Raw genomic sequence first — 25380 nt, forward strand, 5'->3', positions numbered from 1 at the left:
CCATGCCAGTCATCGATGTCCAGAAGGACCTGGACAACCGTCGTCTCGTCATGACCGCACAGTTCGCGGCCCCCGTAGAGCGCCTCTGGCAGCTCTACGCGGATCCCCGGCAGCTCGAGCGGGTGTGGGGGCCGCCCACGCACCCCGCCACCTTCGTCGACCACGACCTCAGGCCCGGCGGCCGCATGCACTACTACATGACCGGCCCCGACGGTGAGCGCTACTACGGGTTCTGGGCCGTGACCGAGGTCGACGAGCCGCACCGCTTCGCCTTCGACGACGGCTTCGCCGACGAGAACTTCGCGGCGGACCCGGCGCTGCCCGTCGGGCGCAACGTGTACACGTTCGCCAGCCACGACGGCGGGACCAGGGCGGTGTTCGAGAGCGAGTACCCGACCGTGGAGGCCCTGCAGCAGGTGCTCGACATGGGCGTCATCGAGGGCGCCACAGCGGCGATCAACCAGATCGACGCGGCGCTGGCCGAGGGCTGATCGACAGAAGGCTCTGGATAATGTCGCGGCGGGATGGCACGGTAGCGCGGTGAGCACAGCAGCGCATCCGGCCGACCGCCACGACATGATCCGCGTCCAAGGGGCGCGCGAGAACAACCTCAAGGGCCTCGACGTCGAGCTGCCGAAACGCCGGCTGACTGTCTTCACGGGCGTGTCCGGCTCCGGCAAGAGCTCGCTGGTCTTCGAGACCATCGCCGCCGAGTCGCAGCGCATGATCAACGAGACCTACAGCGCCTTCATCCAGGGGTTCATGCCCACGCTGTCTCGCCCCGACGTGGACCATCTGGACGGTCTGACGACGGCGATCATCGTCGACCAGGAGCGTCTCGGCGCCAACGTGCGCTCCACCGTCGGCACCGTCACCGACGCCAACGCCCTGTTGCGTGTCCTGTTCAGCAAGCTCGGCCAACCGCACATCGGCTCCCCGCAGGCCTACTCGTTCAACGTCCCCTCCGTCACCGGGTCCGGGATGCTCAAGACCGAGAAGGCCGGCCGCGTCCAGAAGGAGGCCAAGACCTACACCCTCGTCGGAGGCATGTGCCCGCGCTGCGAGGGCAAGGGCACCGTCTCCGACATCGACCTCACCCAGCTCTACGACGAGACGAAGTCGCTCAACGACGGCGCGCTGACGATCCCCGGCTACACCGGTGACGGCTGGTACGTGCGGATCTTCACCGGATCCGGCTTCTTCGACCCGGACAAGCCCATCCGGGACTACTCGAAGCGCGAGCTCGAGGACCTCCTCTACAAGGCCCCCACCAAGGTCAAGGTCGACAACATCAACCTCACGTACGAGGGGCTCGTGCCGAAGATCCAGAAGTCGTTCCTGGCGAAGGATCCGGAGGCGATGCAGCCGCACATCCGGGCGTTCGTGGAGCGGGCGGTCACGTTCGACACCTGCCCCGAGTGCGGCGGCACCCGGCTGTCCGAGGGTGCGCGGGCGTCGAAGATCGACGGGGTCAGCATCGCGGACGCCTGCGCCATGCAGCTCACGGACCTGGCCGCGTGGATCAGAGGGCTGGAGCGGCCGGCCGCCGCCCCGCTGCTGCGCAACCTCGGGCACCTGCTCGACTCGTTCGTCGAGATCGGGCTCGGCTACCTGTCGCTCGACCGGCCCTCGGGCACGCTGTCCGGCGGCGAGGCACAGCGCGTGAAGATGATCCGCCACCTCGGCTCGTCCCTGACCGACGTCACCTACGTCTTCGACGAGCCCACCATCGGGCTGCACCCCCACGACATCCAGCGGATGAACTCGCTGCTCATCTCCCTGCGGGACAAGGGCAACACCGTGCTCGTGGTCGAGCACAAGCCGGAGACCATCGCCATCGCGGACCACGTCGTCGACCTCGGTCCCGGGGCGGGCACCGCGGGCGGGGAGATCTGCTTCGAGGGCACCGTCGAGGACCTCCGGCGCAGCGACACGCTGACGGGGCGGCACCTCGACGACCGCGCCCGCCTCAAGGACGCCGTCCGCTCCCCCAGCGGCGTCCTGCCCATCCGCGGGGCGTCGACCAACAATCTCAAGGGCGTCGACGTCGACATCCCGCTCGGCGTGCTCACGGTGCTGACCGGTGTCGCGGGATCGGGCAAGAGCTCGCTGATCCACGGCTCGATGCCGGCGGACGCCGGCGCCATCTCGATCGACCAGACGGCCATCAAGGGGTCACGGCGCAGCAACCCGGCCACGTACACCGGGCTGCTGGAGCCCATCCGCAAGGGGTTCGCGAAGGCCACCGGCACCAAGCCGGCCCTGTTCAGCGCCAACTCCGAGGGGGCCTGCCCCGCCTGCAACGGCGCGGGCGTCATCTACACCGAGCTGGGCTTCATGGAGACGGTCGCGAGCCCGTGCGAGGAGTGTGAGGGCCGCCGCTTCCAGCCGGCCGTGCTGGAGTACCGGTGGGGCGGCCGGAACATCGCGGACGTGCTCGACATGCCCGTGACCGAGGCGCTGGCGTTCTTCGGCGACGGCGAGACCCGCACGCCGGCGGCACACGCGATCCTCGCACGGCTGAGCGACGTCGGCCTGGGCTACCTCAGCCTGGGCCAGCCCCTGACGACGCTGTCCGGCGGCGAGCGGCAGCGGCTCAAGCTCGCGGTCGCGATGGCAGACAAGGGCGACCTCTACGTTCTGGACGAGCCCACCACCGGGCTCCACCTGGCCGACGTCGCACAGCTGCTCGCGCTGCTGGACCGGCTCGTGGACTCGGGCAAGTCCGTGATCGTCATCGAACACCACCAGGCGGTGATGGCGCACGCCGACTGGATCATCGATCTCGGCCCCGGCGCCGGTCACGACGGCGGCCGGGTGGTGTTCGAGGGCACCCCCGCGGACCTTGTCGCGGCCGGGTCGACCCTGACGGGACGCCATCTCGCCGAGTACATCGGCGCCTGAGCTTCGGGGCTCAGAGGTCGACGGCGCGGCCCTCGAGCGCGCTGGTGCGGGCGGCGTCGAGCACCTCGAGCAGACGGACGGCGTCCTCGCCCGTGACCGGCATCGGGCCGGTCCCGGCGACCGCGCGCGCGAACGCCGCATAGAAGTCCTGGTAGGCGCCTCGCTGCGAGGGCACCTCGCTGTCTCCGTCGGCGGTCCGCAGCACGCCCCAGCGCTCACGCTGCTCGTAGCCCCAGCGGTCCCCCTCGTCGGCGGGGCGCCGGCCGGCGAACACGGCCTGGGCCTGCACGTCGCTCATCCGCGACTCGTAACTGCCGGCGCTGCCGTACACCCGCAGCTCCCGCGCGACGACGTGGTTGACCTTGCTCGCACGCATCGTGGAACTCACCCCCGAGGAGTGCCGCAGCACCACCGAGAAGCCGGCGTCCGTGCGGCCCTCGGGCAGGTCGACCCAGTCCAGGTGGGCGTACACCTGACGCACCGGGCCGAAGAGCCACAGCAGCTGGTCCGCCAGGTGCGTGCCCAGGTCCCGCAGGAGCCCGCCCGACGGTCCGGGATCGAGCGTGCCCGGTTCGTCCAGGTCGAAGCGCGACTCGACGCGCCACGGCGTACCGACCGCGCCGCCGTCGAGGACGGCCTTCAGCGTCCGGATGTCTGTGTCCCAGCGCCGGTTGTGGAACACGGACAGCGGCGACCCCAGCCGCTCGACCTCGGCGACGAGATCCCGGGCGTCCTGCGCCGACGGAGCGAAGGGCTTGTCCGCCACGATCGCCACGCCCCTGCGGGCGGCTTCCAGGACCAGCTCGCGGCGGGTCTCGGGCGGGGTGGTGATGGTGACGGCGTCGACGCCCGAGTCGAGCAGCGCTGTCAGGGAGTCGAAGACCGGGACCCCCGGCAGGTCAGCCGCCGCCTCGGCCCGGCGCGTCGCCGACCGCGTCACGATACCGGCCAGCTCGAGCCCGTCCGCGGCCTGGATGAAAGGCGCGTGGAAGATCCTGCCGCCCATGCCGTAGCCGACCACACCGATTCTCATGAGGGCCATTCTGCCCCTCACACGACAGCGCAGTCAGCGGGCCCAGCGGCCCTTGCGGCTCTCGGGCTCCAGCGACCAGCGGACGACGGCGGTCGCGAGCCGGCCGAGCGGGATCCCGACGACGCGGTCGAAGAATCGGCTCGTCGGCAGCCGGAGCTCGGTGCGCGCCCACGTCGGGAGGGTGGCGATCGCCCCCGCCGCCAGCATCCAGTAGCCGGGGCGGGCCAACCACGGGATGGGGGGTCGCCGCAGCAGGAACTCGACGGTGTCCAGCGCCGCCGGCGACGCGCGCAGCTCAGGCCGGTAGGCCTCCAGCGCGGACCGCAGATCCGACTCCGTGAGGGGGAGAGTCCGGGCGCCGAGCAACTCCCCGACGGGGGCGGCCTCCTCCACGTACCGGTCCGCCTCCTCGGGCGTCAGGCGACGGTCGCCGAAGTGCTGGAAGCTGGTGAGGAAGCTCTCGGTCTCCGCGATGTGCACCCACGCCAGCAGGTGCGGGTCGGAGGCGCGATAGGGGGTCCCGTCGTCGGTCTTGCCCCGCACCCGGTCGTGCACCGTCCTGACCCGTTCGATGAGGGCGAGCGCCGACGGGATGGGGCCGTAGGTCGTCATGGCGATGAACTCCGAGGTGCGCTGCAGGCGCCCCCACGGGTCCGAGCGATAGCCGGAGTGCCCGGCGACGCCGGCCATGGCCGCGGGGTGCAGGGCCTGCAGCAGCAGGGCCCGGATGCCGCCCGCGTACATCGCGGCATCGCCGTTCACGTGCCAGATGACGTCGTCAGGGCTGTGCCAGCGCTCACCGTCGACCTGCCAGATGAGGTGCGCCTTGGCGTCGGCGTCCTCCCCCGCCACGCGGCTGCGCAGCGTCCGCCCCACGGCACGCCGGACTCGCTCGAGTGGCGAGGAGATCCGGCGTCGGGCGGCCGGGGCCTCAGTCGACCGCGCGTTCAAGCTCGGCCTTCGTCATGCGCGAGCGGCCCTTGATGCCCTTGGCCTTGGCCTCGTTGTAGAGCTGAGCCTTGGTACGGCCACCGGCGCCCTTGTGCGAGCGCAGCCCGCCACGGCGTCCGGACGAGATGTCCTCGCGCGAGAGACGGCTGGACTCGCTGGCCTCACCGGCCCTGGCTCGCTCCTTGTTGACGGTGCGGGCGGCGATCTCCTCGGCGGTGTCCTCGTCCTCGCCGCGGTCGAGGAGACCTTCCTTGATGTGTTCGTACTGGCGTTCGCGCTTGGCGCTCCATGCCTCCTGTGGCATCGTCCGACCTCCTTCTCACGAGATCCCTCCACGCTACGCGCCTCGCGGCGCGCGGACCAGAGTCAGCGCCGGCCCTCCTCGGTGCCCGCAGCCTCGGCGGGCTCGGTGCGTTCACCCAGCTCGATCCAGGTGCTGTCGCAGCCGGGGCACCGGTAGACGGGTGCGCCCTCGACGCGCTCGTCGGTGCGGATGGTGCCGCACTCGTTCTGGCACGGCCAGGTGGTGAGAAAGCGTACGCTCATCGGCCGCCTCCGGCGGCACTGGGGGTGTGCGATGTGGTGGGCATGCGGACCAGAGTAGACGCGAAGCGCCGGGGCCCCGACCATGTCGGAGACCCCGGCGCCTCGGCGAACCGATGTGGCCCTTCGGGTGTCAGCCCGCGACGACCTCGAAGGGGACGCGAGCGGTCACGGCCGGGTGCAGCTTCACCGCAGCGATGTGGCTGCCCAGCGACTTGACGGCCTTCGGGAACGAGACGGCGCGCTTGTCGATCGTGGGGCCGCCGGCCTTCTTCACCGCGACCGCGAGGTCGTTGGCGGTGACGGAGCCGAACAGGTGGCCCTGGTCCGACACGCGGGCCGCGACCGAGACGGTCAGGCCCTCGAGCTGGGTGCGGATCTCCTGGGCGTGCTCGACGCCCCGGACCTCGCGCGCATCGCGGGCACGCTTGATGCCCTCGATCTGCTTCTCGGTGCCGCGGGTCCAGCGGATCGCCTTGCCCTGGGGCAGGAGGAAGTTACGGCCGTAGCCGTCCTTGACCTCAACGACGTCGCCGGCGATGCCGAGCTTGTCGACGGTGCTGGTCAGAATGAGCTTCATGAGTGTGTCAGTCCCTTCTGATCAGCGAGCGGTCGACGCGTAGGGCAGCAGGGCCACCTCACGCGCGTTCTTGACGGCGAGGGCGATCTTGCGCTGGTCCTGGACCGACAGTCCGGTGACGCGACGCGCGCGGATCTTGCCCCGCTCGGAGATGAACTTCTTCAGGGTGTTGATGTCCTTGTAGTCGATGTTGGCGACTCGCGTCGTCTTCACCGGCAGGACCTTCTTCTTGTTCACAGGCTTGCGCTGTGGACCGGCCATTGTGGTGCTCTCCTTGTCTCTCGGGCTCCTCGCCCGTGAAAGCCCGTCTCGCGACGGAATGTGCCAGCTAGCCCGACCGGGCTAGATAAGCGGGTTGATCAGAACGGGGGTTCTTCCGGCTGGGTCTGCGCCCACGGGTCGTTGCCGCCGCGGTTGCCACCTGCCTGGCCGGAGCTGGCCCACGGATCGGACTGCTGTCCGCCACCCTGGTTGCCGCCGCCGCCCTGGTTGCCCTGCCAGCTGCCGCCACCGCCGCCGCCACCCTGCGTGCGGGTGACCTTCGCGGTTGCGTAGCGGAGGGCCGGACCGACCTCGTCGACATCCACCTCGAAGACGGTGCGCTTCTCACCCTCGCGGGTCTCGTAGCTGCGGGACTTCAGCCGGCCCGAGACGATGACGCGCATGCCCTTGGTGAGGGACTCGGCCACGTTCTCGGCGTACTGACGCCACACCGAACAGTTGAGGAACATGGCATCGCCGTCCTTCCACTCGTTCGTCTGACGATCGAACGTGCGGGGGGTGGACGCGACCGTGAAGTTCGCGACGGCCGCCCCGTTGGGCGTGAAGCGCAGCTCGGGGTCGGCGGTGAGGTTGCCGATGAGCGTGATGGGGGTTTCGCCTGCCATGTGTTATGCCTTCCGGAATCGGACTTGGGAGTGGCCTCAACGTCACTGTACGACGAGGATCTGACGATTCACCGTCGATCCGCCGCCGCCGACTCTGTCACGATGGGCGGGCCGCCCACCGGTTTGCCGCGCGACGTCGAGGCTGTGGAAAAGTCAGTCCTCGCGCCGCAGCACCTTGGTACGCACGATCTTCTCGTCGATGGTCATCAGACGATCCATCTCGGAGACGGTCGCGGGCTCCGCGGTCACCTGCAGGACGGCGTAGTACGCCTCGGACTTCTTGTTGATGTCGTAAGCAAGACGACGACGACCCCAGATGTCGGTGTTGTCGACGGTGCCACCACCGTTGGTGATGACTTCGAGATGCTTCTCGACGAGCGCGGGAACCTGGCGTTCATCGACATCGGAATCGATGAGAACCATGACTTCGTACTTGCGCATGCTCAGCCCCACCTCCTTCGGACTAGCGGCCGCGGGTCGTTCCCGCGGCAGGAGGGCATGGCCGACCGCAGTCGACCGAGCGCCAAGGTTACCGGTCCCCGAGCCGCCGGGGAAATCAGTCCCGCAGCTCCTCGAGGCGCCCGCTCGCCACGATGGTCCCCCAGAACGCGTCGGCCCAGCCCTCGTATCCCAGATCGTTGGGATGGAAGAAGTCGCCCGCGGTGTAGCGGTGGTAGCGCAGCCGCCCGGTCTCCCGCGACACCCGGTGCAGCGGAACCAGATGGTGGCCGTGGCGCTCGACCAGCGCCGCCGTCAGGACCGACATGCGCTGCGAGCGCCGCCCGAGCACCGGCAGCATGAACCACGGCACGTCGGCCACGTAGCTCGCCGGCGGGAGCGCGGCCAGGATCTCGTCGAGGTTCCGCTCGAACGTGGCCGGGGTGTGGCCGGGGAACACGACGTCGTTGCCGCCGATGTCCAGAGTCACGACGTCAGGCTCGAACGGCAGGTCCGCCAGCCGGGGCAGCTGCTCGCGCACGACGTCGGCGCTGGTGGCGCCGGACACCGACAGGTTGGTCACCGCGACGTCACGCCCGGACGCGCGCCGGATGCGCTCGGCCAGCAGCGGCACGTAGCCGCGGGTGACCGACGTCGCGCCGACCCCCTGTGCGGCGGAGTCGCCGAGGGCCACGTACCGCAGGCCCTCGCGGGGTGCGTGGTGCAGGGCGGCCCAGTGCGACCGGTAGTCCTCGACATGACGATTGACGGTGCGCCGGCCCTCCAGCCACACCGTCGTGGCGGCGGAGACGCTCGCGCCGAGTCCGAGGCCGACGGCGGCCCCGCCCAGGAACACCGGAAGCCGACGCATGGCCGGCTCCTCAGCGCCGCCGCCGGTAGGGGCCTGGCAGCACGGGGTTGCCGTCCTTGGCCCACGCCCGCAGCCCGCCGGCGACGGATTCGGCCAGGAGCCCGCGACCCCGCAGCTCCGCGGCCGCGATCGACGACCGCAGCCCGTTGTCGCACATGACGACGATGGCGGCGTCACGCTCGGCGAGGGGGTCGTCGCCGTGGATGGCGTCCAGCGGATCGGCGTGCAGGCTCTTGGGGTCCACGGGGCGAGCGCCGGGCGCGTGCCCGGCCTCGTACTCCCCCGGCGTGCGCACGTCGATGAGCACCGCACCCTTGCTGAGCGCCGTCAGGGTCTCCTCGATCGTCAGACCGGGCGACCGCTTCCCGAGGAAGTCCATCAGTCCCATGGGGCCATCGTGCTCTCTCCGCGGCGCCCGCTCAACCCGCGCGGCTCACGCGCCGCCGGCTCCGCCGCGCCCCTGCTCCTTCAGCCGCTCCAGGCGGGCGTACATGTCGTCGACGAGCGCCTTGAACCTGGCCTCGACCTCGCGGCGCCGGACCTTCAGCGTCGGGGTCAGGAGGCCGTTGTCCATGGTGAACTCCTCCTGGAGCACCTCGGTGTCCTTCGGGCGCTCCTGGCTGGGGAGCTTCGCCGTCAGCTCGTCCACCCGCTTCTTCAGCTCCTCGCGCAGTTCGCCGCTGGCCAACCAGTCGTGCAGCTCGCCCGGCCACGCGCGCGCCTTGGCGAGCGCCTCGACGTGCGGCAGCGACGGCTTGACCAGCAAGGTGACGAAGGGTCGGTTGTCACCCAGCAGCACCGCGTGCTCGAACAGCGGATCGGAGAGGATGAGGCCCTCGATGGGCTGCGGGGCGACGTTCTTGCCCCCGAGCGTGACGATGATGTCCTTGAGCCGGTCGGTGATGGTGAGGAATCCGTCGGTGTCGACGTAGCCGACGTCGCCGGTGTGCAGCCAGCCGTCGATCACGGTCTCGGCGGTCGCCTCCTCGTGCTGCCAGTACCCCTTCATGACGTTGGGCCCCTTGTAGAGGATCTCGCCGAGGTCCCCGATCCGCAGCTCGCCGCCGGGCAGCACCTTGCCCACCGTCCCCTGCTTGAAGTCGTCGGGCGCGTTGAATGTGATCAGCGGCGAGGCCTCCGTCAGCCCGTAGCCCTGCATGATTGGGACGCCGACGGCGGAGAAGAACTCCTCGATCTCGGCGCGCAGCGGGGCGCCACCGCAGGCCAGCACCTTCTTGGGGCCTCCGATGGCCGCGCGCACGTTGCCGAGCACGAGCTTGTCCGCCAAGGCCAACTGGGCCCGCAACGCCGCGCCGGGCTGCCGTCCCGAGCGGTAGGCGTACTGGTTGTGCCGGCCGACCTTGAGGGCCCACGCGAAGATCTGCCGCTTCACCGGGGAGTCAGACGCTCGCTGGTGCGCCGTGGCGTAGACGGTCTCGAACAGCTTCGGGACGCTGACCATCATGGTGGGCTGGGCCAGCACCATCTGTTCCGCGACCGTGCGCGCGTTCTCCACGTAGGTGTTCATGCAGCCGTGCATGAGGACGACGAAGGTCCAGGCGCGCTCCAAGGCGTGCGACAGCGGCAGGAACGACAGCGAGTGGTCCTCGGGCGTGATGTCGAAGAACTGGTCCAGCGCGTCGCTCTGCGTCACGAATGCGCTGTGCTGGAGCATGACGCCCTTCGGCTCGCCCGTGGTGCCGGAGGTGTAGATGATCGAGGCGAGGTCGTCGCCGAGGGCCCCCGAGAAGCGCTCCTCGACGGCGTCGCCCTCGGGTGCGCGCAGCAGGTCGCGGTAGGGCATGACCCGGTCGGGCATGTCCGCGTACGGCTTGACGATGACGATGTGCCGCAGGTCGGGCAGCCGGTCCGCGACACTCAGCACGCGCTCACACTCGCTCTGGTTCCCGACCACCATGACGGTGAGCCCGGAGTCCCGCGCGATGTGCTCGATCTGCTCGGGGGTCGACGTGGCGTAGAGCGGCACCGGCACGGCGCGGACCGTCGCCGCGCCGAAGTCGACCTCGGACCACTCGGGCCGGTTGCCGAGGAACAGTCCGACGCGACCGCCGACCTCGACGTCGAGGTCGAGGAGACCCTGCGCCACGGCGAGCACGCGCGCACCGAACTCGTCGTAGCTCTGGGTCACCCACCGGTCGCCCTCGCGGATGCGGGTGGCTGGACGCGACCCGTGGCGGGCAATGACCTCCCGCAGGCGGGTGACGACGTGCTGGGTCTGCGACATTGCTGGCTCCTGGTGTCGACGGTGCAGTAAGCCTACCCAGCGCCGACCAGGCTCGGGGCCGTTAGCGCACCCCCCTGGCACACCCCCGTTAGAGCGTGCTAACGTTCCATTAGCGCGTGCTAACCACGCAGGACCCTCACCGACGAGAGAAGGCACACCATGACCTCCAAGGCCCGCAACACCCTTGATCCGAAGTACTCGAAGCTGACCATCGGCGTCTGCCCGGACCAGTGGGGCGTCTGGTTCCCCGAGGACGAGAAGCAGATGGACCCCCGCCGCGCCATGCAGGAGATGGCCGAGGCGGGCTTCGAGGTCATCGAGACCGGCCCCTTCGGCTACTTCCCGAAGGACCCCAAGGAACTCAAGAAGTGGACCGACGAGTTCGGCCTGCGCGTCGTCGCCGGCACCGGCTGGGGCATCCTCCACAAGGAGGAGGCCTGGGCCGAGACCGAGCGGACCTTCCGCGCCATCGCCGAGACGCACGCCGCCGTCGGCGCCGAGTACATCGTCCACCTGCCGCCGCTCTACCGCGACGACAAGACCTGGGAATTCACCGACGACCGCGTCCTCAGCGACCGCGCCTGGAACCTCTACGTCGACAACGCCAACCGCCTCGGCAAGCTGCTCCTCGACGACTACGGCCTCAAGATGGTGCTGCACCCCCACGGCGACTCGCACATCGAGACCCCCGACGAGATCGCGCGCATCTTCGAGGCGACGGACCCCACGTACGTCAACCTGTGCCTCGACTCGGGCCACGTCGTCTACGGCGGCGGCGACCCCGTCGAGCTGGTGAAGAAGTTCCCCGAGCGCATCACCTACGTCCACATCAAGGCGTTCGACGAGGACATCACCCGCCAGGCGCACGAGGAGGACTGGCCGTTCGGCGAGGCCGTCACCAAGGGCGCCTCGGTGCGCCCGCCGGCCGGGCTGCCCGAGATGCACGCCTTCGTCGACGCCCTCGCGGAGCTCGACAAGGAGATCTACGCGATCTGCGAGCAGGACTGCTACCCCTGCCCGACCGACTTCCCCAAGCCCAACGCCATCCTCATGCGCGAGTACCTGGCCGAGTGCGGCCTCGGCCTCAAGTGACCCGCACCGGCGGAGAAGGAGAATCACAATGACCGTACGCATCGGAGTCATCGGCGCCGGCGGCATGGGCCGCGCCCACATCGAGCGCATCGAGACCGAACTGGCCGGCGGCCGGGTCGTCGCGGTGGCCGACCTCAACCTCGACGGCGCCCGCGCCGTCGCCGAGCCGCTGGGCGCCAAGGCCTACGGCACCGGCGCCGAGCTGATCGCCGACCCGGACGTCGACGCCGTCCTCATCGCGACCTTCGGCAGCGTCCACGCCCCCGACGTCATCGCGGCGGTCCAGGCCGGCAAGTACGTCCTGGTGGAGAAGCCGCTGGCCACCCTCACCGAGGATTCGCTGCGGATCCTCGAGGCCGAACAGGCGGCCGGCAAGAAGCTCATCACGGTGGGGTTCATGCGCCGCTTCGACAAGGGCTACCAGGAGATGCGCGAGGCGCTCGTCGCCGGCGACCACGGCTACGCCACGCTGGTGCACTGCCGGCACCGCAACCCCTCGGTCCCAGAGGGCTACACGACCCGCAACATGATCGACGACACGGCCATCCACGAGATCGACACGTGCCGCTACCTGCTCGGCGAGGAGATCGTGCGGGTCCGCATCGACACCCCGCGCTCGACCAGCCACCGGTTCGAGCACCTCGCCGACCCGCTGGTGCTCGTCGCGTACACCGAGTCCGGCGTCCGCATCGACGACGAGGTCAACGTCAACATCGGCTTCGGCTACTCCATCGAGTGTGAGCTCGTCATGGAGCAGGGCACGATCCGGCTGAGCGACCAGCACCGCACGGTCGTCCGCGACGGCGAGGGCGAGCGCAACCCCATCTGCCGCAGCCACATCGACCGCTTCCACGACGCGTTCAACGCCGAGGTCCAGCAGTGGATCCGCGCCGTCGAGCGTGACGAGCACACCGGATCCAGCGCCTGGGACGGGTACGCGGCGGGCGTCGTCGTCGACGCGGCGGTCCGGTCGCTGGAGTCGGGTGGCGTCGAGGTGCCCGTGGAGATGATCGCCAAGCCCGCGTTCTACAACTGACGGGCCGGCCAGAAACCTCATGGTGATGGGGACGGGGTGTGGGGCGCTGCGGCGCTCCGCACCCCGGGTCGCGTTGAGCCTGACACGCGGTCCGTCGCACCCCGTTGAGCCTGGTCCGCGGCTCGACGGCGGAATCTGCGGTGATGACGCTGCCAACGCCATCGAGACATGGATCAGGCTCAACCCCTCCCCACAGACCGCGAGTCAGGCTCAACCCACCCAGCCCCAGCGGGGCCATAGACTCACCACCCGAGCGAGGAGGACGAGGATGCCGCAGCGACGCCGACCTACCCAGGCCGACGTCGCGCGCCTGGCTGGGGTGTCGCGCCCGTTGGTGTCGCTGGTCGTCCGCGGTGATCCCCGGGTGTCGGCCGAGCGGCGTGCCGCCGTGGAGACCGCCATGGCCGAACTCGGCTACCGCGCCAACGCCGCCGCCCGCGCCCTGGCCCGCAACCGGTCCGACCTCATCGGCGTCGTGCTTCCGGGGTTCGGCAACCTCTTCCACGGCGAGCTGGCCGAGGCCCTGCGCGCGGCGGGCGACGCGCACGACTACGTCCCCCTCTTGGCCACCATCGCCGAGGACGCCGAACGCGAGGTCAACGCCATCGAGCGGTTCCTCGAGCTGCGCGTGGCCGGCCTGGTCCTCGTGTCCCCACTGCTGGACATGGCGGCTCTGGGGGCCTACGGCGCCCTGACCCCCACCGTCGTCCTCACCCGCAACCGGGCCCCCGCCACGGTGGACCTCGTCCGCTCAGATGACCGGGCCAACGCACGGCTGGTGACCGAGCACCTGTGGACGCGGGGCTATGACCCCGTCATCTACGTCGGCTACGACCGGCCCGCGGAGGGCGACTCGTCCCGCGAACGCCGGCTCGGCTACCTGGACGCCCAGCAGGCCGGCGGCCGGCCGCCCGTCACACTCACCGCCCGCCACCACGGCGTCGCGGGCGAACGCATCGACGGCCTCGACGAGCTCCTCCTACCCGGTACCGGCGTGGTGTGCCACAACGACCGCGTCGCGACGGCGGTCGCCAGTCACGTCGAGGCGCTCGGGCTGCGCACCGGCGCGGACATCGGCCTGTCCGGCTTCGACAACACGTCCCTGACTCACCTGCCGGGCGCATCGCTGACCAGCGTGGACCTGGACGCGACCACGCTGGCCAGGACCGCCGTCGAACTGCTCGATGAACGGGTCCAGGGACGCGCCACGCATGCCGACGTCGTGGTGCCCGCCCGGCTCATCGACCGCGCCTCCACTGCCGGTCCGCGCCCGGGAACTGTCGGCGGCCGCGACTAGGGTGGCGCCTATGACGCTTCGACTCGGTGCCCACGTCGATTCCACCGACCCCCTGGCCGAGGCCGCCGCTCTCAGCATCGGGGCCGTCCAGATCTTCCTGGGTGACCCACAGAGCTGGAAGAAGCCGACGACGCTGGTCGAGGGGGGCGCCCCCGCGCTGCGTGCCGCGGCCGAGGACGCCGGCATCGGCGTCGTCGTCCACGCGCCGTACGCGCTCAACGTCGCCTCGACCAACAACCGCATCCGCCTCCCCTCCCGGAAACTGCTCCAACAGACCGTCACCGAGGCGGCCGCCGTCGGGGCGCTGGGTGTGGTGGTGCACGGCGGGCACGTCACGCAGTCGGAGGACCCCGCGGTCGGCTTCGCGAACTGGCGCAAGGCGGTCGACGGCCTGGACCTGCCGGTCCCCATCTTCATCGAGAACACCGCCGGCGGCACCAACGCCATGACCCGTGAGCTCGAGGCGATCGACCGGCTGTGGTCCGCGCTCGAGTCGTCGCCCAACGCTGACCGGGTGGGCTTCTGCCTCGACACGTGCCACGCGCACGCGGCCGGCCTCGACCTCGACGGCCTGGTCGGGCGCGTCAGGGGCATCACGGGTCGCGTCGACGTCGTGCACTGCAACGACTCGCGCGACCTCCCAGGCAGCGGCGCGGACCGGCACACCAACCTCGGCCAGGGCCTCATCGACGGCGACCTCCTGGCCTGCGTGGTCCGGGACGCCGCCACCATCACGCTGCTGGAGACGCCGGGCGGGGTGCCGGAGCGCACCGCGGACCTGGCGTGGCTCCAGTCCGCCGTGTAGCGCCAGCCACAGCGCCCCTGGCCGACGTCGGCCCCGCTAGACTGGCCCCCGCCACCACGGACCCGGACCGGACAGGAGTTCTGGCGTGCTCGTAGCCCTGATCGCCGCGCATGCGGTGATCGGCGCGCTCACTCCCGCTCTGGTGTCGCGCTGGGGGGCCCGCACCTTCTACCTGCTGGCCCTCGTCCCCGCGGCGGCCGGGGCGTGGCTCGTGACGTTGGCCCCCACCGTCCTGGGCGGGGAGGCTTACGTCGAGCACCACACGTGGATCCGGCAACTCGACGTGGCCGTCAGCCTGCGCATCGGGTTGCTGCAGTGGGTACTCGCGCTCGTCGTCACCTGGGTCGGCGCCGCGGTGATGCTCTACAGCCGCTGGTACTTCGACGGCACGCACTCGGGCCGCTCCCCTGCGGTGCTGACGCTCTTCGCCGGGGCCATGCTGGGCCTCGTCACGGCCGACAACCTCGTCCTGCTCTACGTGTTCTGGGAGCTGACGACCGTCTTCTCGTACCTGTTGATCGGCCACGAGCCCTCCCGCCGGGCCAACCGCGGCGCGGCCCAGACCGCGCTCATCGTCACCACCACCGGTGGACTGGCCATGCTGGTGGGCATCGTCGCGCTCTGGCAGACCTCGGGCACGCTGTCGCTGGCCGAGCTGGTCGCCGATCCGCCGTCGGGGACGCTCGCCACGGTCGGGGCCCTGCTGATGCTGGTAGGGGCGCTCAGCAAATCCGCACTGGTCCCCTTCCACTTCTGGCTCCCGGGCGCGATGGCGGCCCCCACTCCCATCTCGGCCTACCTGCACGCTGCCGCGATGGTGAAGGCCGGCGTCTACCTGGTCGCCGCGCTGGCGCCCGCGTTCGCGACCGTCCCGTTCTGGCGCGGGACCGTGATGATCCTGGGCGCCACGACGATGATCCTGGGCGGCTGGCGGGCGTTGCGCCAGACCGACCTCAAGCTGCTCCTCGCCTACGGCACCGTGAGCCAGTTGGGCTTCATGGTGCTGCTCGTGGGGCTCGGGACGGAGGCGGCAGCGCTGGCAGGGCTGGCCACGGTGGTCGCCCACGCGCTGTTCAAGTCGACGCTGTTCATGACCGTCGGCGTCATCGACCACTCGGCCGGGACGAGGGACCTGCGCGAGCTGAACGGCGTGGCCTATCGCGTGCCCTGGCTGGCCGCCCTGGGCGGGTTCGCCGCCCTGTCCATGGCCGGGTTCCCCCCGCTGATCGGCTTCCTCACCAAGGAGGCGGCCTTCGAGTCCGTCGAGTACCTGGTGCGCGGTGACCTGGCGCCGGTGACGCCGCTCGCCGCCGCGGCGCTGGCCGCCGCGCTGGTCTTCGGCTCCGCCCTGACAGTCGCCTACTCGTTGCGCTGGTGGTGGGGCGCGTTCGCCCCGAAGGACGGCGGTCCCGTCCTCTCCTGGCACCGGCCGGCCGTCGGGATCGTCGCCGTGCCGGCCGTGCTCGCCGTCGCCTCGCTCGCCGGCGGCTTCCTGGGCCCGCAGCTCACCGCCGTGCTGGACGTGTACGCCCGCACCGTCTCGGCCGGGGAGGCGAGCCATGGGCTGGCCCTGTGGCACGGGTTCACGTGGCCGCTGATCATGTCGATCGCCGCCGTGGCCGGCGGCATCGCGCTGTTCGTCTTCCGCACCCGCATCTCGGCCGTCCAAGCGACGTTCCCCTCCACGGTCACCGCGGAGGAGGTCTACCACCGCTCGATGCAGAGGCTGGACCGGGTGGCCGTCGAGGTGACGGCCCGATCGCAGCGCGGCTCGCTCTCGATCTACCTGGGCACGATCCTCGTCACCCTCGTCGGCCTGGCCACCTTCGCGATGCTGCGGATCCGGATCTGGCCGGAGTACCGGGCGTTCGACCACTGGCCACAGCTGCTGGTGGCGGCGGTCATGGCCACGGCCGCGGTCCTGGCCGCATGGTCGCGCGGACGGATCCGCGCCATCCTCCTGGTCGGCGTCACCGGATACGGTCTGGCGCTCATGTTCGCCATGGCGGGGGCCCCGGACCTGGCGCTCACGCAGGTCCTCGTCGAGACCGCCATGTTGGTGGTCTTCGTGCTGGTGGTGCGCAAGCTGCCCCGCTACTTCACCAACCGGCCGCTCAGTTCCAGCCGGTGGTGGCGCATCCTGGTCGCGGTCGCGGTCGGGACGACGGTGACTCTGGTGGCGCTGGTCAGCGCCGGCGCCCGGGTGGCCGACCCGGTGTCGGAGGCCTGGTACGAGGCGGCCTACGAGTTCGGCTACGGGAAGAACATCGTCAACGTCGCGCTCGTCGACATCCGCGCCTGGGACACCTTCGGCGAGATCGCGGTCCTGGTCATCGCCGCAACGGGCGTGGCGTCGCTGATCTTCCTCCGCTCGCGCGTCGGCGGGGTGACGACCACCGAGGACGTGTTCGCGGACCGTGAGGACGCCCCGATGGCCGACACCGCGCCCGGGGTGTGGCTGCGCGGCGGCCAGACCCTGTCCCCGCTGGTGCGGTCGCTCGTGTTCGAGGTCGTGACCCGGCTCCTGTTCGGCGTCATGATCGTCGTGTCCGTGTACCTGCTGCTGGCGGGGCACAACTCCCCCGGCGGCGGGTTCGCGGGCGGCCTGGTGGCCGGGATGGCGCTGATCATCCGCTACCTCGCGGCGGGCCGTCACGAACTCGACGAGGCCGCCCCGCTCGACGCCGGCCGGCTGCTCGGCGGCGGACTCGCCCTCGCCCTCGGCACGGCCGTCGCACCCCTGCTCGCGGGCGGTCGGATCCTGCAGAGCTACGACTTCTACCTCAACGTGCCCGGACCCGACTCCGTCGCCACCCTCTGGGGCGAGCTCCCCCTGTTCGGCGAGATCCACCTCGTGAGTTCCACGGTGTTCGACATCGGCGTCTACCTCATCGTCGTAGGCATGCTCCTCGACATCGCGCGCAGCCTCGGCTCCGGCGTCGACCAGCACGCCACCGACGAGATCGCCCCCATGCCGCTGCCCGACTCGACGATCGCCCTGCCCGCCCGGCACCGCGGCCAGGTCGCGGACCGGGGCACCGGTGAGGCCCACGACGACGCGCCCGGACGCGGAGGGGGACGGCGATGACCGCGAACCTCCTCCTCGCCATCACCGCCGGCGTCCTCGTCGCCAGCGGCGTCTACCTGCTGCTCGAGCGCTCGCTCACCCGCATCCTGCTCGGCGTCCTGGTCATCAGCAACGGCGTGAACCTGCTGTTCGTCGTCGCCGCCGGCCGGCCCGGCACCCCGCCCATCGTCGGGCTCGGGGACCCGGAGACCACATCGGACCCGCTGCCTCAGGTCATGGTGCTCACCGCGATCGTCATCACCATGGCCGTGGCGGCCTTCGTGCTGACGGTCGCCTACCGCAGCTTCCAGTTGCACGGCCACGACGAGGTCGCCGACGACGTCGAGGACGCCCGGATCCGCCGCCTTGCGGAGGCGGACGCGGCCTCGGAGTCCTACGAGGACACCACGTTCTCCGACAGCGGAGAGGATGTGGTGAGCGAATGATGTCCGACCTGCTGGCCGCGCCCATGCTCCTGGCCGTCTTCGGCGCCGCCGTCGCGCTGGCGCTCCCTGGCCGTCCCGGCGTGCAGCGCGCCGTGTCTGTCGTCAGCCTCACCGGCATCATGGGCGTGGCCGGCGTCCTGATGTGGCACACGCACCAGGTGGGGCCGGTCGCGCTCTGGCTGGGCGCGTGGGCCGAGCCGCTCGGCATCGCGCTGGTGGCCGACCGGCTGAGCTCCCTCATGCTGTTCGTCGCCTCCGTGGTGGCCCTCTGCGTGCTGCTGTTCGCCACCGGCCAGGACAGCGACGAGCAGCGCCGCGAGACCCCGGTGTCGATCTTCCACCCCACCTTCCTGCTGCTCATGGCGGGCGTCTCCAACGCCTTCCTGGCCGGGGACCTGTTCAACCTGTTCGTCGGGTTCGAGATGCTGCTGTTCTCGTCCTACGTGCTGCTGACGCTGGGCGGCACCGCCGACCGGATCCGCGCCGGCACCACCTACATCATCGTGTCCCTGCTCAGCTCCGCGCTGTTCCTCATCTCCATCTCAAGCGTCTACGCCGCCACCGGCACCGTCAACCTGGCCCACCTCGCCGTGAGGCTGCGGGACCTCACGGAGCCGGTGCAACTGCTCCTCGAGGTGCTGCTCATCGTCACGTTCGCCATCAAGGCGGCCATGTTCCCCCTGGCGTCGTGGCTGCCCGACTCGTATCCGACGGCGCCGGCACCCGTCACGGCCGTGTTCGCGGGCCTGCTCACCAAGGTCGGCGTGTACGCGATCATCCGCACCGAGACGTTGCTGTTCCCGACCTCTCCGGTCAACGACGTGCTCATGGTGGCGTCGTTGTTCACCATGGTGGTGGGCATCCTGGGCGCGATCGCGCAGGTGGAGATCAAGCGCATGCTGTCGTTCACGCTCATCAGCCACATCGGCTACATGGTGTTCGGCATCTCGCTGGCCAGCGAGGCCGGCATGGCCGCGACCATCTTCTACACGGCCCACCACATCACCATCCAGGCCACGCTGTTCCTCGTGACCGGCCTCATCGAACGTCGCGGAGGCACGTCGTCGCTCGACGGCCTCGGCGGCCTGCTCGGCGTCGCCCCGCTGCTGGCCGTCCTGTTCTTCGTCCCCGCGATGAACCTGGCCGGCATCCCGCCGTTGTCGGGGTTCATCGGCAAACTGGGGCTGCTGCAGGCTGGCGCCGCCGCCGGGACACCGCTCGCGTGGGCGGTCGTGGCCGGCGGGGTCGCCACCAGCCTCCTCACGCTCATCGCGATGGCCAAAGTCTGGAACCGCGCCTTCTGGGGCATCACGCCCGCCGAGGAGCGACGCGCGGCGCGTGTCATCGACATCGACGGCGACGGCCACGAGGACGACGACACGCGCCCCATGCCCCCGCTGCAGGTCGGCGCGACGATGGCACTGGTCGTCTTCGGCCTGGGCCTGACCGTGTTCGCCGGGCCGCTCTACGAGTACACGCACGCGGCGGCGGCCGCGCTGCGCGACGGCTCCTACATCGCGGCCGTGCTTCCCGAGGGGCTGCGATGAGATCGACGACGCCGTGGCGCGACCGGATGCGAGTCCGTCCCCTCTCGATCCTCGGGATGACCCTGGTGTGGGCGCTGCTGTGGGGCAGCGCGTCGCCGCTGATCGTCCTGTCCGGGATCCTCATCGCCTGGGTGGTCGACGTCGTGTTCCCGCTGCCGCCGATCCACTGGACGGGCCGGTTCCGCCCGCTGGGCTTCCTGCGCCTGCTGGGACACCTGCTGCTGGACCTGGTGGTCTCCTCGTTGCGCATCCTCCGGCTGGCGTTCCTCCGGGAGGTGAAGCTCGACGCGGGGATCGTGCGGGTCGACCTGCACACCGACGACGACCTCTATCAGGTGGCCGTCGCCGAACTGCTGTCGCTGGTCCCGGGCACGGTGGTCGTCGAGGTGGTCCGGCACCCCCGTCGGCTGTACCTCCACGCCCTGGAGCTTCACGACGCCGAGTCCGTCGACAAGGTCCAGCGGATGGTGATGGCCGTCGAGTCCGGCGTGGTGCGGGCGTTCGGGTCCGCGGAGCAGATCCACGCCTTCGACCTCGCCTGTCTCGCCCACCCGGCCGCACTGACCCCCCAGATGGAGGAGTGACCCATGGACCTGGCCACCGACATCGTTCTGGGCGTCGCCGCGGTCCTGCTGGCCGTCGCGGGCATCATCGGGGTGAACCGGATCGCCGAGGGGCCCACGCAGCTGGACCGCTCCGTGGCGGCCGACCTCATCGTCGCCGTCGCGGTGGCCTCGCTCGGCGCTTGGACCGTCTGGTCGGACGGCCCCACTGAGGTCCTCATCCTCCTGCTCCTGTCGCTGCTGGGCTTCACGGGAGCCGTGTCCGTGGCCCGCCTCGTCGCCGACCGCATGGCCACCCGGCGCCAGTACCGCAGCTCCGGAGAGGGGAAGGGCCAGTGATTGATCAGGTGTTCGATCTCGCCGGTGCCCTGCTGGTGCTGGCGGGTGCCGTCCTCTGCTTCGGCGCGGCCGTGTCGCTCGTCAGGTTCCCCGACGTCATCGGCAAGCTGCACGCCGTCAGCAAGCCGCAGGTGTTGGGGCTGATCTGCGTCGCCGCCGGCATCGCGGTCAGCCTGCGCACCTGGTGGGCGGCGGGTCTCGCGCTGCTCATCGTCGCCCTGCAGCTCCTCACCGCGCCCGTGGCGGCCACTCTGGTGGCGCGGGGCGCCTACCGCGCGGGACTGGCCCGCGACGACCTGCTCCGGATCGACCACCTGACCGAGGACCTGCGGGCTGCCGGATACTCCCGCCCCGTGGGCACCGAGGCCGGGCACCTGGACCTCTGACCTCAGTCCAGCAGCGCCTCGGCCAGCAGGTCGAGCCCCCGCAGCTTCGCCGGCCACGCGTCGGCGTCGTCCGTCTCCCGGGCCCCCGCCACCAGGTGGACCATGATCTCGTCCACGCCGAAGTCCTCGGCGGTGCGGAGGAGGGCGTCGCGGACCTGGCCGACATCGCCGACTGCCCAGGTCGCGACGCTGGGGGCGACCACGGCGCGCAGGTCGTCGGTCAACAGCGCCCGCGCCTCGGCCCCGACGTGAGGTTGGGGGTCCATGGTGCCCCGGGTGGCCAGGGAGGCCATGAGGAACTGGTGCGGCTCGGAGAACTCCCAGGCCTCGTCCGCCGTCTCCGCGACCGAGACGTTGACCGTCACGAAGGTGCGCGGAGCCTCCGCATGGCCACTGGGCAGGAACCCACCGCGGTACAGGTCGAGCGCGCGGTGGGTACCGCGCCCGGAGAAGTGGTGCGCGAAGACGTAGGGCAGGCCCAGCGTGGCGGCCAACTCGGCGGAGTAGTCACTGGACCCCAGGAGCCACAGCTCCGGGGCGTGCTCGGCGGCGGGGGTGGCCCGCAGTTGGTAGGTGCGGCCGTGCCGCAAGCGGATCTCGGCCCCCTCCGGGCCGAGCAGCGCGAGAATGTCGCGGATGTTGGTGGGGAACTCCTCGACAGGGTCGGTGGGGCGCCCGCTCGCGTCGACCATGTGGCCCCCGCGAAGCTGCCCCCGGATGGCGGCCGACGTGACGGGGTCCGTGCCGGGCGCGCGGCCGATACCGAGGTCGATCCGGTCGCCGTAGGCGGCGGCCAGCAGTGCGAACTGCTCGGCCACGGCCAGTGGCGAGTGGTTGGGCAGCATCACGCCGCCGGATCCGAGGCGGATCCGTGAAGTGTTCTGGCCCAGGTACATGAGCTCGACGGCCGGCGACGTGGATGCCACCGACGCCGCGTTGTGATGCTCGGCCACCCAGTAGCGGTCGTAGCCGAGCCGGTCCGCGGCCTCTACCAGGGCCCGGCTGGCGCGCAGCGCCTGGGCGGTGGTCTGGCCGCGGCGGACGGGGATGAGGTCGAGTACGGACAGTCGCATGACTCCCGAGCTTAGGCGGGCGCGATGATGCACATCCGCTCACAGCACACCTAATGACATGCACGTTCATGCAACGCCTCCGGGGGCCCCGGCCGGCTGCCAGACTGACGGGTGGTTCGGTCGCACCCTCAACCTGTCCTCGAGACCCCCACTTTCGGCCATTGACCGAGCCGGGGGGCGTCAATAGGGTGACCGCATCCCGCATGCCCCCTAGTGAACGGCGGATCGCATGAAGAGAGTCGGCACCGTAGCCCTCACCGCATTGCTGGCCATCGCAGCCCCCGTGGCCGCCCAGGCCGCCCCCGAAGACCCGCTCGACCGGTTCGAGGCCGTCGAAGGCGGTCGGATTTCCAGCCGTCAGCTGCCCGCGACCGTCGACGAGAGTCGGGTCACCGTCATGGTCGAGTTGGCGGCTGAGCCCGTGGCCTCGGTCCAGGCGCAGCGCGGCTCACTGACCGCTCAGGAGAAGCAGCGCCTGAAGGCGGAGCGCAAGGCGGCGCAGGACTCGCTCAAGCCGGCCATCGCGAAGCTCGGCGGCGAGGTCCGGTCGCAGGTGCAGACGGCCTACAACGGCGTGAAGGTGTCGATCGCGCGCAAGGATGTGGCGGCGCTGGCCGATCTCCCCGGCGTCAAGGCAGTGCACTCCGTCCAGATCGTTGAGCCCACCAACGCCACGACGATCCCCTACCTCGGCGTCGACCAGGTGTGGCAGGACTCCGGCTACACCGGCGAGGACGTCAAGGTCGCCATCATCGACACCGGCATCGACTACACACACGCGACCTTCGGTGGCCCCGGCACCCGGGAGGCTTTCCGTGCCGCCGCCGCGACGTCTGACCAGGCCGCGGATCCGGCCCTGTTCGGCCCCAAGGCTCCCCGGATCAAGGGCGGGTGGGACTTCGTGGGCGACGACTACGACGCCTCGACCGCGGGCTCCGTCCCTCAGCCCGACCCCAACCCGCTCGACTGCAACGGCCACGGCACCCACGTCGCCGGCACCACCGGCGGCGGCGGCGTCACCCTCGAGGGCGAGCCGTACGCCGGCCCCTATGACGCCACCACGTCCGAGGCCGACTTCCTGGTCGGCCCGGGTGTCGCGCCGCAGGTCGACCTCTACGCGCTGCGCGTCTTCGGCTGTGGCGGGTCCACCGACGTCACGGTCGAGGCCATCGACTGGGCCGTCGAGCAGGGGATGGACGTCATCAACATGTCGCTCGGGTCGAGCTACGGCACCAAGGACGACCCGAGCGCCGTGGCCGCCACGAACGCCACGGCTGCCGGCGTCGTCGTCGTCGCCTCGGCGGGCAACTCCGGACCCAGCCCCTACCTCACCGGGTCCCCCGGCACCGGCGACGGCGTCATCAGCGTCGCCGCATCCGACGCCACGGCGTCCTTCCCCGGCGCAACGCTGAGCGTTGCGGGCAAGAACATCGAGGCCATCAACGCCAACGGCGCGGCTCTGCCGAGCAAGGAACTGACCGTGGTCCGGCTCACGGACGACCCGGCCACCGCCGAGGACGAGAGCCTCGGTTGTTCGCCGGACGCCTTCCTCAAGGCGGGGATCACTACCGGCGCGAACCAGATCGCCGTGAGCGTCCGCGGCACCTGCGCCCGCGTCGCCCGCGCCATCCACGGGCAGGCCGCCGGCGCGGTGGCCGTCGTTATGGTGAACTCGGCCGACACCCTGCCGCCCTTCGAGGGGCCCATCACGGAGAACCCGGACGACGGCACTCCGGCAGTCGTCACGATCCCGTTCCTGGGCGTGCGCAGCAGCGATGGCGCCGCGCTCACCAGTGGAGCCACGCTGTCACTGTCCGAGCTGTCGCTCCCCAACCCCGGCTTCGAGGGCTTCGGATCGTTCACGTCGGCCGGCCCACGGTCCGGGGACTCCGGTCTCAAGCCGTCGGTGACGGCGCCCGGTGTGTCCGTCGCATCGGCAGCCGTCGGTTCCGGTACTGGCGCGATGTTCCTCTCGGGCACCTCGATGGCCGCACCGCACGTGGCGGGCGTCGCCGCCCTCGGCGTCCAGGCGCACCCGAAGTGGAGCGGCCAGGACGTCAGCGCAGCGCTGGTGTCGACCGCCGACCCCGCCGCGGTGGCGGGCTACCGCCTCACCCGCGGCGGCGGCCTGGTCGACACGGCTGAACTGGTGGAGACCAGCACCTTCGCCTACGGCGACACCGCCCGCGGCAAGGCTGCCTTCCGCGAGGCCACCCTGAGCTTCGGGTTCGCCGAGCTGGGCCGCGACACCACCGCCACGAAGACGGTGACCGTGGTCAACCGGGGCAAGACCACCCAGACCTTCACAGTGTCCTACGAGCCCACCGATGCCTCGCTGCCGGCGACCGTGAGCCTGAACAAGCGGTCGGTGACCGTGAGGGCAGGCAAGACCGCGACCGTGGCCGTCACCATGACCGTCAGGGCCGCTGACGTCGCCTCGTCGCTCGGCAGCACGCAGCACGCGTTCGCCGAGGTGTCCGGTCACGTGGTACTGGCCAGTGGCACCGCCACCCACCGGATCGGGGCCCTCCTGGTGCCCCGGCGCGCCACCAACGTGGCGGCCTCGTTCGAGGGTTCGGCCACGGAGCCCAAGGGGACGCTCACCCTCACCAACGAGGGCGCCGCGACGGCCGCCCGGGCGGACGTGTTCGTCTGGGGGCTCGAGGACGCCGACGACCAGCCCACGGCTGCCGGGTTCGACCTCAAGGCGGCGGGCATCCAGTCCTTCCGCTCCAAGGGCCGCGACTACCTGGTGTTCGCCGTGTCCATGCACGACCGGTTCAGCAACGCCGCGTCGATCGAGTTCGACATCCCGATCGACAACAACGGCGACGGCGCCACGGACGTGACGGTCTTCAGCTACGACTCCGGCGCGATCCGCGCAGGCGACCACGACGGGGTCAACGAAGTGTTCGTCTACGACCACGCGACGGGCGGTCTGTACGCCGCCGGCTTCCTGGCCTCCTCCCCGACGGACTCGAGCACCGTGCTCCTGCCCGTGCCGGCCAGCCTGCTGGGTCTGACGAACCAGTTCAGCTACTCCGTCGTGTCCTTCTACGGCTCGGAGTGGGACATGTTCGACGGCTCCGCCGCCTACCAGGTCTCCTCCCCGGCTCTGAGCAACGGCCTGGCCGCAACCGTGGCACCGGACGCCACCGTCGCTCTCCCGGTGACGGTCACTCCGGGTCAGGTCGAGACCCAGAAGCCGCTCGGCTTCATGGCCGTCGCCTACGACAACCCGGCCGGCTCGGAGGCCGTCCTGGTCCCCGTCAAGTAG

25 protein-coding genes are annotated in these 25380 nt (G+C 70.7%); 13 read left to right on the forward strand and 12 right to left on the reverse strand.

All coding sequences use genetic code 11. The features are described from left to right. Positions 1-2: 2 nt before the first annotated feature. Both BCR15_RS11320 and BCR15_RS11325 read left to right on the forward strand, forming a co-directional pair. Positions 3-491: an SRPBCC family protein gene (locus BCR15_RS11320; protein ID WP_068752317.1), complete on the forward strand. Its 489-nt coding sequence runs from the start codon at positions 3-5 to the stop codon at positions 489-491. A gap of 85 nt (positions 492-576) precedes the next feature. Then, entirely contained in the window at positions 577-2904 is a 2328-nt protein-coding gene (locus BCR15_RS11325; protein WP_078920433.1) for an ATP-binding cassette domain-containing protein, read from the forward strand. A gap of 10 nt (positions 2905-2914) precedes the next feature. Here BCR15_RS11325 and BCR15_RS11330 read toward each other — a convergent pair whose 3' ends face one another. The 11 genes from BCR15_RS11330 to BCR15_RS11380 form a co-directional block, all read right to left on the reverse strand. Continuing rightward, positions 2915-3937, reverse strand: coding sequence for a Gfo/Idh/MocA family protein (locus BCR15_RS11330; protein WP_068752319.1), 1023 nt, complete (start codon positions 3935-3937; stop codon positions 2915-2917). Positions 3938-3970: 33 nt separating this feature from the next. Continuing rightward, positions 3971-4813, reverse strand: a complete 843-nt coding sequence (locus tag BCR15_RS11335; protein ID WP_228383456.1) for an oxygenase MpaB family protein — start codon at positions 4811-4813, stop codon at positions 3971-3973. Positions 4814-4868: 55 nt separating this feature from the next. Further along, positions 4869-5192, reverse strand: a complete 324-nt coding sequence (locus tag BCR15_RS11340) for a plasmid stabilization protein (RefSeq protein ID WP_068752320.1) — start codon at positions 5190-5192, stop codon at positions 4869-4871. Between the two features lie 62 nt (positions 5193-5254). Continuing rightward, entirely contained in the window at positions 5255-5434 is a 180-nt protein-coding gene (locus BCR15_RS11345) for a hypothetical protein (protein ID WP_068752321.1), read from the reverse strand. Positions 5435-5564: 130 nt separating this feature from the next. Then, complete coding sequence (gene rplI, locus BCR15_RS11350) at positions 5565-6011, reverse strand: 50S ribosomal protein L9 (protein WP_068752322.1); 447 nt, start codon at positions 6009-6011, stop codon at positions 5565-5567. 21 nt (positions 6012-6032) lie between these two features. Then, entirely contained in the window at positions 6033-6272 is a 240-nt protein-coding gene (gene rpsR / locus BCR15_RS11355; protein ID WP_068752323.1) for a 30S ribosomal protein S18, read from the reverse strand. 98 nt (positions 6273-6370) lie between these two features. After that, positions 6371-6898, reverse strand: coding sequence for a single-stranded DNA-binding protein (locus BCR15_RS11360; RefSeq protein ID WP_068752324.1), 528 nt, complete (start codon positions 6896-6898; stop codon positions 6371-6373). Positions 6899-7051: 153 nt separating this feature from the next. Continuing rightward, complete coding sequence (gene rpsF, locus BCR15_RS11365; protein WP_068752325.1) at positions 7052-7339, reverse strand: 30S ribosomal protein S6; 288 nt, start codon at positions 7337-7339, stop codon at positions 7052-7054. A 115-nt stretch (positions 7340-7454) separates the two neighbouring features. After that, complete coding sequence (locus BCR15_RS11370) at positions 7455-8207, reverse strand: SGNH/GDSL hydrolase family protein (RefSeq protein ID WP_078919808.1); 753 nt, start codon at positions 8205-8207, stop codon at positions 7455-7457. A 10-nt stretch (positions 8208-8217) separates the two neighbouring features. Continuing rightward, positions 8218-8595 (reverse strand): rhodanese-like domain-containing protein, encoded by a 378-nt coding sequence (locus BCR15_RS11375; protein WP_068752326.1) that lies wholly within the window; start codon positions 8593-8595, stop codon positions 8218-8220. 45 nt (positions 8596-8640) lie between these two features. Continuing rightward, positions 8641-10452: an AMP-dependent synthetase/ligase gene (locus BCR15_RS11380; RefSeq protein ID WP_068752327.1), complete on the reverse strand. Its 1812-nt coding sequence runs from the start codon at positions 10450-10452 to the stop codon at positions 8641-8643. A gap of 159 nt (positions 10453-10611) precedes the next feature. Between BCR15_RS11380 and BCR15_RS11385 the strand changes: the two genes are divergently transcribed. The 10 genes from BCR15_RS11385 (at position 10612) to mnhG (ending at position 21030) form a co-directional block, all read left to right on the forward strand. Next, on the forward strand, positions 10612-11544 hold the full coding sequence (locus BCR15_RS11385; protein ID WP_068752328.1) for a sugar phosphate isomerase/epimerase family protein: 933 nt from the start codon (positions 10612-10614) through the stop codon (positions 11542-11544). Between the two features lie 28 nt (positions 11545-11572). After that, complete coding sequence (locus tag BCR15_RS11390) at positions 11573-12580, forward strand: Gfo/Idh/MocA family protein (protein WP_068752329.1); 1008 nt, start codon at positions 11573-11575, stop codon at positions 12578-12580. Positions 12581-12848: 268 nt separating this feature from the next. Beyond that, the gene (locus tag BCR15_RS11395; protein ID WP_068752330.1) at positions 12849-13877 is read left to right on the forward strand and encodes a LacI family DNA-binding transcriptional regulator; all 1029 of its coding nucleotides are present in this window, start codon (positions 12849-12851) and stop codon (positions 13875-13877) included. Positions 13878-13887: 10 nt separating this feature from the next. Continuing rightward, positions 13888-14682, forward strand: a complete 795-nt coding sequence (locus BCR15_RS11400) for a deoxyribonuclease IV (RefSeq protein WP_068752331.1) — start codon at positions 13888-13890, stop codon at positions 14680-14682. Between the two features lie 85 nt (positions 14683-14767). Then, positions 14768-17770, forward strand: a complete 3003-nt coding sequence (locus BCR15_RS11405) for a Na+/H+ antiporter subunit A (protein ID WP_078919810.1) — start codon at positions 14768-14770, stop codon at positions 17768-17770. Beyond that, entirely contained in the window at positions 17767-18195 is a 429-nt protein-coding gene (locus BCR15_RS11410) for a Na(+)/H(+) antiporter subunit C (protein ID WP_068752332.1), read from the forward strand. Before BCR15_RS11405 ends, BCR15_RS11410 begins: the two co-directional genes overlap by 4 nt. Continuing rightward, the gene (locus BCR15_RS11415) at positions 18192-19742 is read left to right on the forward strand and encodes a Na+/H+ antiporter subunit D (RefSeq protein ID WP_232087629.1); all 1551 of its coding nucleotides are present in this window, start codon (positions 18192-18194) and stop codon (positions 19740-19742) included. The genes BCR15_RS11410 and BCR15_RS11415 overlap by 4 nt, the downstream gene beginning before the upstream one ends. After that, entirely contained in the window at positions 19739-20326 is a 588-nt protein-coding gene (locus BCR15_RS11420; protein ID WP_078919811.1) for a Na+/H+ antiporter subunit E, read from the forward strand. The genes BCR15_RS11415 and BCR15_RS11420 overlap by 4 nt, the downstream gene beginning before the upstream one ends. A 3-nt stretch (positions 20327-20329) precedes the next feature. Continuing rightward, the gene (locus tag BCR15_RS11425) at positions 20330-20644 is read left to right on the forward strand and encodes a monovalent cation/H+ antiporter complex subunit F (RefSeq protein WP_068752333.1); all 315 of its coding nucleotides are present in this window, start codon (positions 20330-20332) and stop codon (positions 20642-20644) included. Then, complete coding sequence (gene mnhG, locus BCR15_RS11430) at positions 20641-21030, forward strand: monovalent cation/H(+) antiporter subunit G (RefSeq protein ID WP_228383457.1); 390 nt, start codon at positions 20641-20643, stop codon at positions 21028-21030. The genes BCR15_RS11425 and mnhG overlap by 4 nt, the downstream gene beginning before the upstream one ends. Positions 21031-21032: 2 nt before the next feature. On the opposite strand, the gene BCR15_RS11435 is transcribed toward mnhG, so the two are convergent. Further along, the gene (locus tag BCR15_RS11435) at positions 21033-22103 is read right to left on the reverse strand and encodes an LLM class flavin-dependent oxidoreductase (RefSeq protein ID WP_068752334.1); all 1071 of its coding nucleotides are present in this window, start codon (positions 22101-22103) and stop codon (positions 21033-21035) included. 229 nt (positions 22104-22332) lie between these two features. On the opposite strand from BCR15_RS11435, the gene BCR15_RS11440 reads away from it, so the two are divergent. Next, the gene (locus BCR15_RS11440) at positions 22333-25380 is read left to right on the forward strand and encodes a S8 family peptidase (RefSeq protein WP_068752335.1); all 3048 of its coding nucleotides are present in this window, start codon (positions 22333-22335) and stop codon (positions 25378-25380) included.

Origin of the sequence: Tessaracoccus lapidicaptus (genome assembly GCF_001693815.1) — a bacterium.
Classification (GTDB): domain Bacteria; phylum Actinomycetota; class Actinomycetes; order Propionibacteriales; family Propionibacteriaceae; genus Arachnia; species Arachnia lapidicapta.